Here is a 13,951-nt window from a genome sequence, read left to right as displayed (position 1 = left end):
TTACTTATTTCTTATACTTATACATATAAAAAAAGCACCAAAGCTAGTTATTTCCACTAACTTTGGTGCTTTCTTTTATAACTTCATTTGGTTTAATGAATGGAACCCATCAATTTTTTGATTGGTTCTTTGATCATAAACAATACAACTGCTCCGACGATTGCTACGACACCGACAATCCCGAAATAAGCAGATTCAGTACCTGGTGTATAGAAACGCGCGATTTGTGCATTGATCGCTTGTGAAGAAGCATCTGCCAAGAACCAGATAGCAATGGTTTGTGATTCAAAAGCTTTAGGTGCTAATTTTGTTGTCGCAGACAAACCAACTGGTGATAAGCATAATTCAGCGATTACGACAATGAAGAAGCTGCCGATCAACCACATTGGACTTACTTTACTATCTGTGCCATAAAGCATGCCTGGTAACATCATTAATAAGAAAGATAACCCAGCAAATAATAATCCTAGTGAGAATTTCACTACGGTTGATGGTTGTCGTTTTCCTAATCTCGTCCACAATGTAACAAATACTGGTGTCAAGACGAAGATGAAAATCGGATTCAATGATTGGTACCAACTAGCTGGAATATTCATACCAAACAATGTTGATTGTGTCCGTTCTTGTGCAAACAGAGCCAAGATGGAGGATCCTTGTTCTTGTAACGACCAGAAAATGATCGCTGCTAAAAATAATGGGATATACGCCCATACTTTTGGTTTTTCCTCTGCTGTAACATTTTTAGCTGTTAACATTTTAACAAAATAGTATAACGGTAAAAGAATACCTAAAACACTAATTGAATTGACAAAGAAATCAATGGTTAAATGTCCAGTGACTTGTGCACCACCAAAGATTGCTACAATCACAACTAAAGCAATGACTAAGTTACGAATGAATTTTTTACGCTCTGCTGCTGTTAATGGGTTAGGAGCAACTGTTCCTATACCATCCAACGTTTTACGTCCTTGGATCACGTATTGTAACAGTCCAAAGAACATTCCGATTGCAGCTAATGAGAAGCCAAGATGGTAGTTGTATTCTTGTCCGATCGTTCCTACGATGATCGGTGCTAACATCGCACCTAAGTTGATTCCCATATAAAAAATAGAGAAGCCGGCATCTCGTCTTAAATCAGTTTTTGAATAAAGATGTCCAACCATTCCGGAAACATTTGGTTTCAAAAAGGCTGTCCCAAAGATAATCAAAGCCATTGAGACGAATAAAGTGGAAACACCAAATGGCAATGCTAAGACGATATGTCCAAGCATAATAAATATTCCACCGAAGAAAACAGTTCTTTTTGCACCTAGTACCCGGTCTGAAACCCAACCACCGATGATACTAGACATATAAATCAGTGAACCATAAATTGACATAATTGCTAATGCTGTTGCGGTAGGTAATCCAAGTCCACCGTTTGCTACAGTATCGTACATGTAGTAAAGCAACAGCGCACGCATACCATAATAACTAAATCGTTCCCACATCTCTGTGAAGAACAATGTTGACAACCCCTTCGGCTGACCGAAGAAGCCCTTGTCTTGTTGATTTTCCATAATCCATACCCCAATTCTTTAAATTTTCAGAAAATACTATAAATATTCACTGAAAAATTTAACTAAAAAACTTATTTAAGAAATATATACTTATTTTCTATAAAAACGAATAAAATTTAATGGGAAAATGATAATAAAAAATAAACAGATATTTAATAATTATATATTGCTATTTTAAAATGATCGAGTTTTACTTAGTTTAACAACAATGGAAACGTTAACTAAAATAACCCCTATTATTTTAATATTCATTAAAAAATTTACTTATTTTTTGTGAGCATATTATTTCACTTACTTTTTGTAAGGTGATATACTTCGTTTGTACTCATAAAATATGCAGATCGCAACTAAAGGAGATTTCACCATGACAACATTTACAACAACTTTGCAAAACCGTCGTTCTATCTATGATTTAGGACGTAACGTAACACTATCAAATGAAGAATTAACAGCTTTGATCAAAGAAGCAATCAAAGAAAGTCCAACTGCATTTAATGCACAATCAACACGAGCAGTCATTCTTTTTGGAGATGCTCACGAAAAATTATGGGAAATGACCGAAGAAGCTCTTCGCCCATTGACACCTGCTGAAGCTTTTCCAAATACGCAAAATAAATTAGCTGGCTTCAAAAAAGGCTATGGAACAGTCTTGTTCTTTAAAGATACAGATATCATCAAAAATCTCCAAGAACAATTTACATTATATGCTGACAACTTCCCAGATTGGTCAGAACAATCAAATGGGATTGCTACAGCAAATACATGGGTAGCCTTAACAGAACAAGGTTTAGGAGCTAACTTGCAACATTATAATCCAGTAATTGACGAAGCTGTCGCTAAAGAATGGAACATCCCATCTAATTGGAAACTACGTTCTCAATTAGTGTTTGGCTCACCAGAAACACCAGCTGGAGAAAAAGAATATATGAACGACGAAGATCGTTTCCGTGTATTTAACTAAAACCTCTATGTAATAACCAACTTTTAGCCCAATACTTTAATGGTTGTGAATAGCGTGCTTTAACTTGAACAATAAGTGCACATTTTTAAAATAGCTTTTCAACTCCTTAAAAGTGTCTGCTTATGGTTTAATGTTCACTCTGTGATACCATTTCTGTCTATATTAAACTACTAAAGATAAAGAGCTCGGGGCGAAGGTCGCCCTGAGCTCTTTATCAATTTTCTTTTATCCTACCTTTAACCAGAAGGATTTGTTACATTAATTACATAAAAATCTTAAAATAGTCTATTCATGCGTTCTATTAGACTTGCCTATTAATAAATTCTATCAAATTTCACTAAAAAATTTAGAGATACCTTTAATGATCTTAAAAAATTAGATACTAGAAGAGACTGGGACAAAAGTTGTCTCAGTCTCTTCTAGTATCTCTAAAACGAATAAAATGAGTTTTTGTGTTCCTTGTCAATTTTCGGAAATTCCTTCTTATTTCTTGATACTAAACACTTTTGTCTCAACCTCTTCCTGATGGCTTTGTTACGACTATCATCTTTTTCTATTATTTTGAATGAATTAATTTATAACAAGCATATAAGTTTTTCAACACCCAGGTTTTATTTTCGTAAACGAGATATTTTGCAGCCCACTGAGGCTTGTATTTTTCTTTGTATTTCCTTAACCCTTTGAATGAATACAAATACTGAGTATTATTATAGACGCTGTAAATAAACGTATTCTCTAAATTAATTGTGTTTTTATAAGTAGAAGAGAACGGAGCCATTCCTAAATTGAATTTTTGATAACCTTGTTCCTTAGCCCATAGGATGGAATATAAATAAAGAGCATCCATCATTGCCACTTCTTCACTGATAGACCAACGGATCAAGTCGACTGAAATGGTCTCATTAGTATAAGTTGGCATCATGGAAACAAAGCCAACAATTTTTTGTTCTTGATTTCTTATAATACCAACTGCTGCACAATTTAAATATTCCTTCTCAAATCGTCCGACAGAAAAAGTCATCTCATTTTTTGACCTTAACCATTGATCAGATACTTCTTTCAATTCTGACAACAGTTCACGATCATGGGATAACTGTGATGTTGGTGAAAATTCCGAAGAAATTGAGCCCACGCTTTCTGATGACTCTGAAACAATTGTCGGTTCGATGATTTCAAACGTATACCCTAGTTTTTCCATTTGGTTTAATGTTGCTCTAAACCCTCTCTTCTTCTTCCCTGATAGTGAAAACTCAGATAAATCAATGACTGCTTCTTCTCCTAACTTGAAAAATTCGCAATTTAGATCATTATAAAAACTAAGGTACTGTGTGGAAGCTTGATAAAAAACAATTCGTTTGCCTAATTGATTCGCTTTAGACACCAAAGTTTTCAAAAAAGGAAAAATGGCTTCTTGTTTACCAACTGGATCACCTAAAATAAAGAGATAATGGTTATTTTCTTGATAAATCACTGCAACATCTTCCCACCACGCAACTCGGTTTTCCTTTAAAAAACCTAAATGAGCTAAGTGATTTCCACCATTTTGTTCTAAGAAATTTCGATATTCAGCATCATCTAATAGCTTTAAATCAAGCTTTAATGATTTCCTTTTTCTTCTTCGGTGTATAACTGACCAAAGCCCAGAAAGTAAAAGCAATAATAGTGTCGTTCCACTCAGAATAAAGAATGATTGTCTAGGCAATATCGGAAAAATTTCAGTTAGACTATCAAATACATAGAGACACGCTAAAGTCCAAATCAATTTTTCTAAAACACTTTGTTTGATGACTTCGACCTCTAACCATCTCCTATAAAATAGAGTATCTACAAATAATACCGTTGTTAATAAGAGGGCTGTCAAACTTTGGTCTTCCCAAAAAAGATAAAACTGACAAAGTGCTAATAACATCAGTTTGAAACGCAACATTTTCCAAGTATCGATCGCCCCTTTATAAATCCCTACGACATCTGTCAGTAATAAAATGCTCAGACATACGTAAATTGGCGCAATAAAAAAAGCCGACTTCATTCCCATATATGCATATTCAAAAAATAAAATGCATGAATCAAATAAAAATGTTAATGAACAAAATAGAAAAATGGCTGTGCTGAGCGTTCTTCCAATTTGCTTCATCTGTGCTTGCGTAATCGAAAATACTACTGTCGTAAATTCCTTCGTAAGAATCGTAAATTGATTATTGCTGATTTTTTGACTAATCAGCATTTGAACTTCACTCACACTGAACAATAAACCAAACAATAGTGGAATGAAGTAATACGCTAAACGATACAGAATCAGCGCCATCAATACTGCTTCTTTATCTATCTGCAGCTCCTGTGTAGCGCCTAAAAGGAAAATGACATCAAACGCACCAAAACCACCTGGTACCATACTAATAATTCCAGCAATCGTTGCTAAAATAAAAATACTTTCCATATCAACGAATTGAACCTGCAAGTTAAGAAAACGAAACGCGACGTACATCACAATACCAGAAGTGAGATAATCAATCGTTGATACGATCGTGAATTGTAAACCTAACCATCTCGCAGCTGGAAGTGGCGGTTTGATACTAATGTAGCCGATATATAGAGGCAACAAACAAGCACTGACAATTAAACCAATCTTGATCGTATCATTTCCCTCTAATAAATGACTTTCTGGAAAAACATTTAGCAGCACCATTGCAGATAATACGCCCACACCAGAAATAGATGAGATCAATAATAGCGAAATCGCTTTTTTTAGTTGGTTTACTCTGCTTTGGTCAATATAGTTTTTATAGAAATTATAACGTACGCTGGCACCAAAAATTCCACCAAATCCCAAAACTGCATTGAATGAATTGGCAATCCAGCTGATTTTTAATAGTTTTATTTTAGAAATTTTCATCGTCTTCAGTTTTCGGATCAATGCAAAGTCGTAGAGACAAAGAATGAAAATGCCTAAAGCACCTACTAAAAACAAACTGAAAATTTTTAAGATAGATTCATTACTAATTGTTTGTAACACTTTGCTTAACCTAATGGTAGAAAGTTCACTATTTATTTTTAAAACAGAGATCGAAAAAATGAATAGTGAGAATATAATTTTGAAAAAATTGAGTTTCATCCTCTTCATTAAAATTAAAAGTCCTTTCATTATAATAGAGCTAATATATATCAAATTAGTGAAACAATTTTTTTAATGTTATTATAAAAGTGATCGCAACGATTCAAAAATAAATAAACAAACTCTTTCTCATACGAAGAATCATTTTGAAATGCTGTGTAATCTAGCGTCTGCAAGGCAAAGAAAAAAGAGACCGAGCTAATACTTGCCTCAGTCTCTTATTATATATGCGACTCCGAAATAGGTTCATCCCATATATCGCTCACTATCGTTCTTTGTTCTTATTCTAAAGTAACTTACTCTTGATCAGAATCGATCATAATATCAATTTCGGCATCATCATTTAAATGCTGTGCTAAAAAAGTGACCAACTCTTCCATTGATACAGAAAATTTCAGCATGGGTCCACGCCAACCGTTACGAAAGAAATTCATTTTTATGATGGAAGATCCTTCCGGTTGATACAAAACGATTTTATTGATCTCAGAAAAAGGAACACCTTTTTTATCAAAGCTATTTAGAACAAGCCCATCTTCTGTTATACCACGACTATCTAGCAAAAAGCTGATGAAAATTAACGCTGACAAGACCCCTTTTGCCAATTCATCTGCAGTTGGTTGACTAATCAGCGTAAACCAAAGAACTAAGATAGCCAGAAAAGGCACGACTAAGTAAACCCAGCGATTTCTAACCGTTCGATAGACGATTTCTCGACGTACCAACCATAAAAACAAACACATAACAAAGACAAATAAAAATAATAGTAAAGTAAATATACTAATCATCTAACTACACCTCTTTTCTCTTTCCAAATACTCGAAAAAGAAATAAAAATTACAAGCAAAAGGACATACAGTACCGATTTCGTTACTGTACGTCCAAAATCATTTCTTCTTATTCAAATGTTTCGTATTTTGCAACAACCATACTTGCTTTTTCTTCTAATAACTCTTGATCTTCCATTGCGCATTGAGCAACTTTGACTACGGCACAATTCGTCATTTTTGAAACAACTTCTCCGATAACTGCTTTTGTAAACCCAATCGGTTTACATGAATATTGCTCTCCTAAATTAATCATTTCTTCCGTCATCAAAATCCTCCTAAACTACCAAGCTCTTTTATAAGGTAACTGTTTTTTTCAAACAGTAATTGCTCTTTCAAATAAACATCATCTAAAAACATTTGTTATTTGACCTGCGATTTATTTCGACCTTACTGGCATTATAGCGTACTGTTTTCGTTTTCACAATTAAAAACTATCAATAAATCGAAACATTTTTTTCAATTTAAAAAAAATTATTCGGCTATTGATCCTGTGATTTTTCAGGACTTTTGTCTTCTTATTTTAAATTTGGAAAACAACATGTCAAATTTTTTATTTTATTTTTAAAAAAAAGCATTATAATATGTAAATATCAGAAAAAAGGGGAATTATTATGAAAAGATTCATTGGTAAAAAAATATTATTCTTGGCAGTCCTATTATTCGTTATTTTTTCTGCCACCACTTATTTTCACCATTCACACAATGTTGGAAAGGATACTGAAAAAGTGAGTAGTTATGCTAAAAAACAAGTTTTACTTGATGTCCCCTTGGAAAGCCAATTCACCGAGCCAGCGTTAGGAAATGGCTGTGAAGTTACTTCACTGTCCATGCTGCTTTCTTATTATGGTTACGAGACTTCTAAAAATCAGTTAGCTCAACAATTGAATTACGTTCCTGTTTTTAATGCTGATGGTACACATGGCGATCCTAATGAAGGATTTGTTGGGGACATCAGCGGTGGAGATTGGGCAATGGGCGTCTATGTCCCGCCTATCGCGTCGTTGGCGCAGACAATCGTAAAAACAGATTATCATACTCTTCCAAAAACCGATGCAACAATCAATGACATTAAGAAAGCTTTACAACAAGGAAAGCCTGTGTGGGCCTCCGTTACTTTAGATTTCCAAGTGCCTACTGATACTGATTTCGTTACTTGGCAAACAAACAATGGGCAAGTAAAAGTGACACCATTAAACCATGCCTGTGTAGTTACTGGTTATGACAATGACAATATTTATGTAAATGATCCTTATGGAGAAAAAAATAGACCCGTAGCAATCAAAGATTTTGAGGCAATTTTCACCTCAATGGGTGGTCAAATGTTGACTTTAGAGAAAAGCTAGTATTTTTATAAAAAATACATTATACTCTAGCTAAATATGATGGAAAGGATTGAGGGAAATGGAAAAAATTCATAAAAAAATAGATCCTAATGAAATTCCGATTATTTTCGTTCGTGATGTAAATGGTCATACACCAACCAAAGTTTCCGTCAAGGAATGGACGGATCGCTATAGCCCAGTTTCACTCAATGAGTTACAGATCAAACTTTATCGTCAAGCATTAGCCTATTATTCTGAGAAAGATTATGCAAAAGCGATTGATTTATTGAAATTTTTAATCTCACAAACAAACTATACACATTTTGAATACATCGAACGTTTGGCAACGATCTATCGAATCATCGATGCTCCACTAAAAGAATTTCAGTTACTTTCTAATACATTATCAATTGCCAATTTGATCCCACTTCCATCTGGTTTAATCAAGAAGTTAGAAAGACGAATGATCACTGTCAAAAAAAAGCTGGATAAAGAGTAATCTCTTGCATTTTCTTTGTGTCGTGCTATGATCAAATTGTTCGATTGGGATGTAGCCAAACTGGTAAGGCACTTGACTCTGAATCAAGCAATTGCAGGTTCGAACCCTACCATCCCAATAAAAAAACCAATCAGAAACTCAGTTTTCTGATTGGTTTTTTTATATTCTCTTTAAGTTTACATAATAAAATTATATTTATCCAATGATAGCTAATGCTTTTTTAGGTACTTCTTTTTTGTCAACTTCTTCATATGACTCGACGTGAGCGCCCTTATTAATGATCTTTAAATAATGTCCTTCTTTTAAAATAGATAAACCTGTAAATTCAATCGTTCGTTCATGTCCCTTTTGATCGGCAGCTTTTTGGATATAAGTCGCTGTTCCATATGAATTGACTTCATCTGGTTTTTTCGTCTTGACGTATACCTCTCCTTTTGTTACCAACGGATTTAATTGGTCTACAACACCTGCCATCTCATCGTGGGAATTTTGCGTATAAAACTTCAAGCCCACTAATGCGACTCCTGCAAATAATACCGTTCCAATAACTACTTTTACTACTTTCATTTTTCTACCTCCTATTTTTATTTCATTATATCCATAAAAATAAACGGCTTCATCCGCCTCTAGTTGGAGATTTTTCTCCTACTTTGGCACAAAAGCTTTTGCTCACCCTTGTTCTAAATAATGCTCAATATTAAAAAACGCTCAAAACGGCTAAAACCATTTCAAGCGTTTTTTTTAATAATAAAATCATGAGCAACAATTTTGCCATATGATTAATTTCTTGTAATTAATACAGCCTAGTTGGATCATAATGATAAACTACATTCCCGTTCAATAATGCCTTACCTACGACATATTTACGATTCTCTAATTTTAGCCACGCTTCACGAAAAAGCATGACCTCTTCTCTTTTGACCTCAATTTTTTCAATTTTTCCGTCAATCAATTCTTGGATAAGTGCTTCGTATGGATTCATTGTTCTCCTCCGTCACAATCAATACGTAGTAAAAATTGGTTCATGATCTACTTTTGTATCTAGGTCTGTTCTGACATTTACCGTTGTATATAAAACTTTTTCAACAGGTATACTATAATAATTGTCTTCGCTACTGCTGAATTGGTGTACACCTTTTTTCGTCAGAATACCATTGATTTTATTCATCAGTACTCTTTTTTCTACGCTATTACTGACCACATAGTAAATCACACGTATATTGTTTACTAAATGTAAATCGACTTCTAACATTACTTGATCCATGAAAATTTCATCCTTTCTTTCGGATCAATTATAGCAAGAAACCACATCTTAATCAAAGAACCTCTTCATCCCCTTCTTGGTTATCCATCATAGAAATACTTGCATCATTTGATACAAAATGTTATTTTGTATCAGATATCATTATTATTCTGGGAGGCACTCTCGTGATTGCGATTGGTCAGCTTGTTTTTTATATTCCATTTTTCATCATGCTAAGTATTCTTTTCTATTACATAAATTGGACAAAAAAGAAACTATCTGTTTTACTTATTTCTCTTCCAAGCATCTATTTTACTTATCAAATCTTTTCTTTCCGCCATTGGGAAATCCCTTCTGTCTTAATTAGACATGTCATTAGTTTAGTTATTTCAGTCATTATACTGATACTTTGGATATTTTATTTATTAAATAAACAAGATTAGTGTGTGTATAGATTGTGAACAATCGAACAAAAAATGAGTGTGAAAAAAGTGAGCAACCACTTTTTCACACTCATTTTTGATCATTCATTTACACCAAAGAAAGATTTGAACCGTTCAAGGATTGATGCTTGTTTTAAATCAATAAACTGTTGGGCAACAGAAAATTTGTCCTCTAGCAATTCTTTATTTGATTCAATCAAAATTTTTGCTTCTTCGTACTTCTTTTCTTTACATAGTTGTTTGACTTCATTCAATACATCACCAGCACACATCTTTTCACCTACTTCAGTTATTAGGAACCTGTTGATATAAAAGGTTGTCTCAATGTTGAATGTTTACGATTCTTTCACACAATGAACTTTCTTCCGCAGCACAAAAGCTATTCTTTTTGATCACTTGACGTGATAAATCGGATCGACTCTTGGTACTCCCGATAGTCTCTACTATAAAGATCTGTTAATCGATCTGGCAAAACGAACCAAGCTGGATGGTACCCATTTACAGTGACAGGAAATCCTTTCTCTTGCAGACTATCACCATCCCAGCGTAAGGCAATCGCTGTTTTGCCTGACCATTTCACTAAAGCAACAGAATAACCTTTTTTCGTCTGCGTACCATCTTCTAAAATTTTGAGGATTTCTATTTTTTCTTTAGGAGCTGTAACCTCTTGTGGACGTACCATTCTTTCCCCTCCTTATTTGACCACTAACACACTGCAGGGCGCATGAGTAACAACATAAGAGGCTGTAGAGCCGACTAAAGCTTGTTGGATTGCTCCTTTACCAGTAGCCCCCATGACAATCAAATCGATCGCTTCTTGTTGTGGAAACACCGTCCCAATCAAGTTACGTGGGTCACCCGTTTCAACAATAGCATGGATGTCATTGATCCCATATTCTTTCGCATCATGGATTTTTTTTAACATTTCGACTTCTATCTTCTGTTTTTCTTCTGCATAGATTTTTGAAAATGCGTAGGCGCTATGTGTCAACTCTACTTTATTAATGATCGAAACGATAAATAATTCGGCTTCATTATCTTTCGCTAAATCTAGCGCTTCTAAAAAAGCTTGTTCTGATTGCTTAGACCCATCGACAGCTACCATTATTTTTTGATATCTCTTACTCATGTTATCGCCTCCTTGTTTCTATTATTGTAACATCTCATGCTAAATTTAAAAAAAATTACGCTGTTTTCAATTATTTCGTATTTATTTTCAAAAAATGTAGCTTTTTTTTACTTGTTTCTAGTGTTTATTTTTCTCATCAATTGTCCTTGTTAGTGGTTTATTTTAAACGTTTATGACGGATTTCTCATTGTTTTTCACATTTTATGATAATCTGTTTGTTACAAAAAACGTATCTTTGTTACAAAGTGTCATAGAGCTTTTACCTATGAAATATTTTCCCATGGTAAAGTATTCCTCGTTGGACACAACAAAACTATTTTTAAATTTATGAAGGAGATCTTACATGAAATCACTTAAAACATTACTATTAGGAACAACTTTGACTGCCGGCGCACTATTCTTTATGGGAACATCTGCACATGCGGACGAAGCTTATACCGTTCAATCAGGTGATACGCTATCAACGATTTCTCAAAAATACGTTGGTGATAACTCCTTGATCCAAACTATTGCAGAAAAAAATTCAATCTCAAACATCAACTTGATTTATTCAGGTCAACAATTAACAATCCCAACAGGCGAACAAGCAGCAACAACACAAACAGCTTACCAAGCGCCTGCTCAAACAAAAACAGTGGCTGAACAACCAGTGAAGCAAGAACCAGTTCAACAAGCAGCACCTGCTCAACCAGTTGCTCAAGCAACGCAAACAGCGGCACAAGCAACACCAGCGACAACAAACACAAGCTCAGCGAAAGAATGGATCGCTCAAAAAGAATCTAGCGGTTCTTATACAGCAACAAACGGTCGTTACATCGGACGTTACCAATTAGATTCTTCTTACTTAAATGGTGACTATTCAGCAGCAAACCAAGAACGAGTTGCTGAACAATACGTATCTTCTCGTTACGGCTCATGGGAAGCAGCTAAATCTTTCTGGGAAGCAAACGGTTGGTACTAATATAAAATAGCTTGTTTAAAAAGCGAAGGTCCCTCTTTAGGATCTTCGCTTTTTTATTGATTCTATTCATTTATTTTTTTGAGATTGTTTTAACTTCTTGATTGCCCATTCGTAGTGACTGGAAGTTGCAGAAATGAAATAACTACCTAATGTGGTATTCCCCACCCATGCAAATTGCTTTTTCTGGAATAACTCTTCATTACTCAAGGCGTCTAATTTTTTCATTACTTGCTCATGGCTTTTTTTCAAATAGTTTTCAGCTTCCACTAAAGAAGTTGTTTGATGCTTTTCTACAAACTCTTCATTCATCTTCCCGTAGGTTCGCCAATTATACGGTTCAGGCAAGAAATTTCTTTCTTCTCCGTTAAAGTTGCTTTCAAGCCATCGTAACAATAGTTGATGCCATTCGTACAAATGGATCAATACATCTTTTAAGTCTTTGTCTCGTCGCCAATGTGCTTCCTTTTTTTTCGCCAAAAACTCTTCACTAAATTGAAAGGATTGCTTGAGATCTTCCTCACTCATACCGTTAATTAATTTCCATAAATCATCGAATTGGCTGTTTGCTTTTTCAAGCAATTCATCTTTTGATTTTGGTCGCATATGACACCCCACTCTTTTTTGCTAAATCACTTGCTCACCACAAGGGATTTCAAAATGATTTGTAGTAACTCATTATTTTGTATTACGAGCAACAAAAGCAAAACGATGTTGCAAATTATAAATCGTACCATGTCGTTTCAACTCTTCATAAAGTCCCAATAACTCTTTGAAATTTTTCTCAACTGTAAATCCTGGGTACTCCCATTCAATCGTCCGTACATAAAAGATCAAACTATCCATATCAAAGAATTGTTGATTCAAATAGGCTTCGTCACAAAACAAAAGATCAAAATGGTGCTGTTCTAGTTCTGCTTTCACTAAGGAAAGATGAAAATCAAAACATTCTTTCCTTACTTCTGGCATCAAACGAGAAGCCAAATTCAACCCGTTGAAATCTCCTACTTGTTGAGAAATAAATAACCCATCTGGTTTCAAGACACGCTTCACTTCAGCTACTGCAAAAGATTCATGAGAATTGATCACTAGATCAAATGAATCATCTGGAAAATCCAATACGTCCTCTTCCCCCACAAATTTTACTGTTACACCTTGAGGGTCAAGTGTTTGTAATAATAGCTGATAATTAGGCGGATACCCTTCCGTTACTGCTGTCTGTTCATAAGGATGGTTAAATGTTTGTAACAATTCACCTCCACCTGTTCCCATATCTAATAGAGACATAGTTGGAGTTAAATAATTTAAAACAAGCTCTCGGTAATCCCACGGAGGCTCTTCACACGACCATTTCCCATCTAAATAGGAAAAATCCCAGCCAGTAAAATTTTTCTGTTGTTCCTCACTTTTAAGCCACTCTTTTTTTAATTGGTCCATCATCTTTTATCGCTCCAGTCATTATGATTTTATAATCGTTGACGGCGATATAGTCGATTGGATAAAGCATACTCGATATAGGTCTATCCATTCCACTATATCGAGTAGCTACCTCGTTGCTTTCTCATGTTCATTCTCCTTTTGATTGACTTAAAAACAGTATATCATGAAAATCAGAAACAGAAAACGCTTACTAAAAAACTGTTTTGTGCGTTTGCTTAGATTGTTAGATAATTTGGAAGCTATAAATTTTTTGATTTTCAACAACCTCTTTCGCAATTATTTTCCTATACTGTACAATCTTTCAGTACATCAGCTATCCGAATATTTTACATAGAAAAAAAACTCTTCTATCAGCATTTACTAAAAGCTGTTAAAAGAGTTTAAGTTAGTGTATCAGCCAATAACTCATTATTATTAAGGTCAAGTGCTTTTATACCAGCTTTTCTATCACTTTTTAC

General features: G+C 34.5%; 17 protein-coding genes and 1 tRNA gene. 6 read left to right on the top strand and 12 right to left on the bottom strand.

The features are described 5' to 3' along the window. Positions 1-92: 92 nt before the first annotated feature. Positions 93-1,559, bottom strand: coding sequence for a peptide MFS transporter (locus IGJ23_RS05975; RefSeq protein WP_010719307.1), 1,467 nt, complete (start codon positions 1,557-1,559; stop codon positions 93-95). 364 nt (positions 1,560-1,923) lie between these two features. Between IGJ23_RS05975 and IGJ23_RS05970 the strand changes: the two genes are divergently transcribed. Next, positions 1,924-2,520 carry a nitroreductase family protein gene (locus tag IGJ23_RS05970; RefSeq protein WP_010719308.1) on the top strand — a complete coding sequence of 199 codons (597 nt, stop codon included), beginning with the start codon at positions 1,924-1,926 and terminating at the stop codon, positions 2,518-2,520. A gap of 556 nt (positions 2,521-3,076) precedes the next feature. On the opposite strand, the gene IGJ23_RS05965 is transcribed toward IGJ23_RS05970, so the two are convergent. The 3 genes from IGJ23_RS05965 to IGJ23_RS05955 all read right to left on the bottom strand — a co-directional run bounded on the left by IGJ23_RS05965 (position 3,077) and on the right by IGJ23_RS05955 (position 6,724). Then, positions 3,077-5,533, bottom strand: a complete 2,457-nt coding sequence (locus tag IGJ23_RS05965) for a phosphatidylglycerol lysyltransferase domain-containing protein (protein WP_252703133.1) — start codon at positions 5,531-5,533, stop codon at positions 3,077-3,079. A 395-nt stretch (positions 5,534-5,928) separates the two neighbouring features. Beyond that, on the bottom strand, positions 5,929-6,417 hold the full coding sequence (locus tag IGJ23_RS05960; protein WP_010719310.1) for a hypothetical protein: 489 nt from the start codon (positions 6,415-6,417) through the stop codon (positions 5,929-5,931). 109 nt (positions 6,418-6,526) lie between these two features. Next, positions 6,527-6,724: a hypothetical protein gene (locus IGJ23_RS05955; RefSeq protein ID WP_010719311.1), complete on the bottom strand. Its 198-nt coding sequence runs from the start codon at positions 6,722-6,724 to the stop codon at positions 6,527-6,529. Positions 6,725-7,070: 346 nt separating this feature from the next. Here IGJ23_RS05955 and IGJ23_RS05950 point away from each other — a divergent pair, with 346 nt between their 5' ends. From IGJ23_RS05950 to IGJ23_RS05940, 3 genes are all read left to right on the top strand, one after another. After that, on the top strand, positions 7,071-7,802 hold the full coding sequence (locus IGJ23_RS05950; RefSeq protein WP_034700662.1) for a C39 family peptidase: 732 nt from the start codon (positions 7,071-7,073) through the stop codon (positions 7,800-7,802). 58 nt (positions 7,803-7,860) lie between these two features. After that, the gene (locus IGJ23_RS05945) at positions 7,861-8,280 is read left to right on the top strand and encodes a hypothetical protein (protein ID WP_126344052.1); all 420 of its coding nucleotides are present in this window, start codon (positions 7,861-7,863) and stop codon (positions 8,278-8,280) included. A 45-nt stretch (positions 8,281-8,325) separates the two neighbouring features. After that, a tRNA-Gln gene (locus IGJ23_RS05940) sits at positions 8,326-8,398 on the top strand. 77 nt (positions 8,399-8,475) lie between these two features. Here the strand turns inward: IGJ23_RS05940 and IGJ23_RS05935 are convergent. The 3 genes from IGJ23_RS05935 to IGJ23_RS05925 form a co-directional block, all read right to left on the bottom strand. Further along, positions 8,476-8,847 (bottom strand): YxeA family protein, encoded by a 372-nt coding sequence (locus IGJ23_RS05935; protein ID WP_010737476.1) that lies wholly within the window; start codon positions 8,845-8,847, stop codon positions 8,476-8,478. 226 nt (positions 8,848-9,073) lie between these two features. After that, positions 9,074-9,262, bottom strand: coding sequence for a hypothetical protein (locus tag IGJ23_RS05930; RefSeq protein ID WP_010719315.1), 189 nt, complete (start codon positions 9,260-9,262; stop codon positions 9,074-9,076). A gap of 18 nt (positions 9,263-9,280) precedes the next feature. After that, entirely contained in the window at positions 9,281-9,544 is a 264-nt protein-coding gene (locus IGJ23_RS05925) for a hypothetical protein (RefSeq protein WP_010737474.1), read from the bottom strand. A 164-nt stretch (positions 9,545-9,708) separates the two neighbouring features. Here IGJ23_RS05925 and IGJ23_RS05920 point away from each other — a divergent pair, with 164 nt between their 5' ends. Further along, positions 9,709-9,966 carry a glucose uptake protein gene (locus IGJ23_RS05920; protein ID WP_088775783.1) on the top strand — a complete coding sequence of 86 codons (258 nt, stop codon included), beginning with the start codon at positions 9,709-9,711 and terminating at the stop codon, positions 9,964-9,966. Positions 9,967-10,046: 80 nt separating this feature from the next. Here the strand turns inward: IGJ23_RS05920 and IGJ23_RS05915 are convergent, their stop codons facing one another. The 3 genes from IGJ23_RS05915 to IGJ23_RS05905 form a co-directional block, all read right to left on the bottom strand. Continuing rightward, positions 10,047-10,238 (bottom strand): hypothetical protein, encoded by a 192-nt coding sequence (locus tag IGJ23_RS05915; RefSeq protein ID WP_438774690.1) that lies wholly within the window; start codon positions 10,236-10,238, stop codon positions 10,047-10,049. A gap of 107 nt (positions 10,239-10,345) precedes the next feature. Continuing rightward, on the bottom strand, positions 10,346-10,648 hold the full coding sequence (locus tag IGJ23_RS05910; protein WP_010719319.1) for a hypothetical protein: 303 nt from the start codon (positions 10,646-10,648) through the stop codon (positions 10,346-10,348). Positions 10,649-10,660: 12 nt separating this feature from the next. After that, positions 10,661-11,095: a universal stress protein gene (locus IGJ23_RS05905; RefSeq protein WP_010719320.1), complete on the bottom strand. Its 435-nt coding sequence runs from the start codon at positions 11,093-11,095 to the stop codon at positions 10,661-10,663. Between the two features lie 343 nt (positions 11,096-11,438). On the opposite strand from IGJ23_RS05905, the gene IGJ23_RS05900 reads away from it, so the two are divergent. Then, complete coding sequence (locus IGJ23_RS05900) at positions 11,439-12,056, top strand: LysM peptidoglycan-binding domain-containing protein (protein WP_010737411.1); 618 nt, start codon at positions 11,439-11,441, stop codon at positions 12,054-12,056. Between the two features lie 66 nt (positions 12,057-12,122). Here IGJ23_RS05900 and IGJ23_RS05895 read toward each other — a convergent pair whose 3' ends face one another. Continuing rightward, positions 12,123-12,659 (bottom strand): ClbS/DfsB family four-helix bundle protein, encoded by a 537-nt coding sequence (locus tag IGJ23_RS05895; protein WP_438774689.1) that lies wholly within the window; start codon positions 12,657-12,659, stop codon positions 12,123-12,125. Between the two features lie 72 nt (positions 12,660-12,731). Then, positions 12,732-13,493, bottom strand: coding sequence for a class I SAM-dependent methyltransferase (locus IGJ23_RS05890; protein ID WP_010719323.1), 762 nt, complete (start codon positions 13,491-13,493; stop codon positions 12,732-12,734). Positions 13,494-13,951 lie beyond the last annotated feature (458 nt).

The organism is Enterococcus sp. DIV1682a (assembly GCF_051711005.1).
Taxonomy (GTDB): domain Bacteria; phylum Bacillota; class Bacilli; order Lactobacillales; family Enterococcaceae; genus Enterococcus_B; species Enterococcus_B hirae.
This window is presented reverse-complemented; position numbering and strand designations above follow the sequence as displayed.

Excerpts from the sequence above, each read along its gene's own strand:
- IGJ23_RS05945 (WP_126344052.1), top strand. The coding sequence starts at position 7,861 with ATGGAAAAAATTCATAAAAAAATAGATCCTAATGAAATTCCGATTATT.
- IGJ23_RS05955 (WP_010719311.1), bottom strand. The coding sequence starts at position 6,724 with ATGACGGAAGAAATGATTAATTTAGGAGAGCAATATTCATGTAAACCG.
- IGJ23_RS05970 (WP_010719308.1), top strand. The coding sequence starts at position 1,924 with ATGACAACATTTACAACAACTTTGCAAAACCGTCGTTCTATCTATGAT.
- IGJ23_RS05975 (WP_010719307.1), bottom strand. The coding sequence starts at position 1,559 with ATGGAAAATCAACAAGACAAGGGCTTCTTCGGTCAGCCGAAGGGGTTG.
- IGJ23_RS05960 (WP_010719310.1), bottom strand. The coding sequence starts at position 6,417 with ATGATTAGTATATTTACTTTACTATTATTTTTATTTGTCTTTGTTATG.
- IGJ23_RS05935 (WP_010737476.1), bottom strand. The coding sequence starts at position 8,847 with ATGAAAGTAGTAAAAGTAGTTATTGGAACGGTATTATTTGCAGGAGTC.
- IGJ23_RS05915 (WP_438774690.1), bottom strand. The coding sequence starts at position 10,238 with ATGTGTGCTGGTGATGTATTGAATGAAGTCAAACAACTATGTAAAGAA.
- IGJ23_RS05910 (WP_010719319.1), bottom strand. The coding sequence starts at position 10,648 with ATGGTACGTCCACAAGAGGTTACAGCTCCTAAAGAAAAAATAGAAATC.
- IGJ23_RS05950 (WP_034700662.1), top strand. The coding sequence starts at position 7,071 with ATGAAAAGATTCATTGGTAAAAAAATATTATTCTTGGCAGTCCTATTA.
- IGJ23_RS05900 (WP_010737411.1), top strand. The coding sequence starts at position 11,439 with ATGAAATCACTTAAAACATTACTATTAGGAACAACTTTGACTGCCGGC.
- IGJ23_RS05930 (WP_010719315.1), bottom strand. The coding sequence starts at position 9,262 with ATGAATCCATACGAAGCACTTATCCAAGAATTGATTGACGGAAAAATT.
- IGJ23_RS05895 (WP_438774689.1), bottom strand. The coding sequence starts at position 12,659 with ATGCGACCAAAATCAAAAGATGAATTGCTTGAAAAAGCAAACAGCCAA.
- IGJ23_RS05905 (WP_010719320.1), bottom strand. The coding sequence starts at position 11,095 with ATGAGTAAGAGATATCAAAAAATAATGGTAGCTGTCGATGGGTCTAAG.
- IGJ23_RS05890 (WP_010719323.1), bottom strand. The coding sequence starts at position 13,493 with ATGATGGACCAATTAAAAAAAGAGTGGCTTAAAAGTGAGGAACAACAG.
- IGJ23_RS05925 (WP_010737474.1), bottom strand. The coding sequence starts at position 9,544 with ATGGATCAAGTAATGTTAGAAGTCGATTTACATTTAGTAAACAATATA.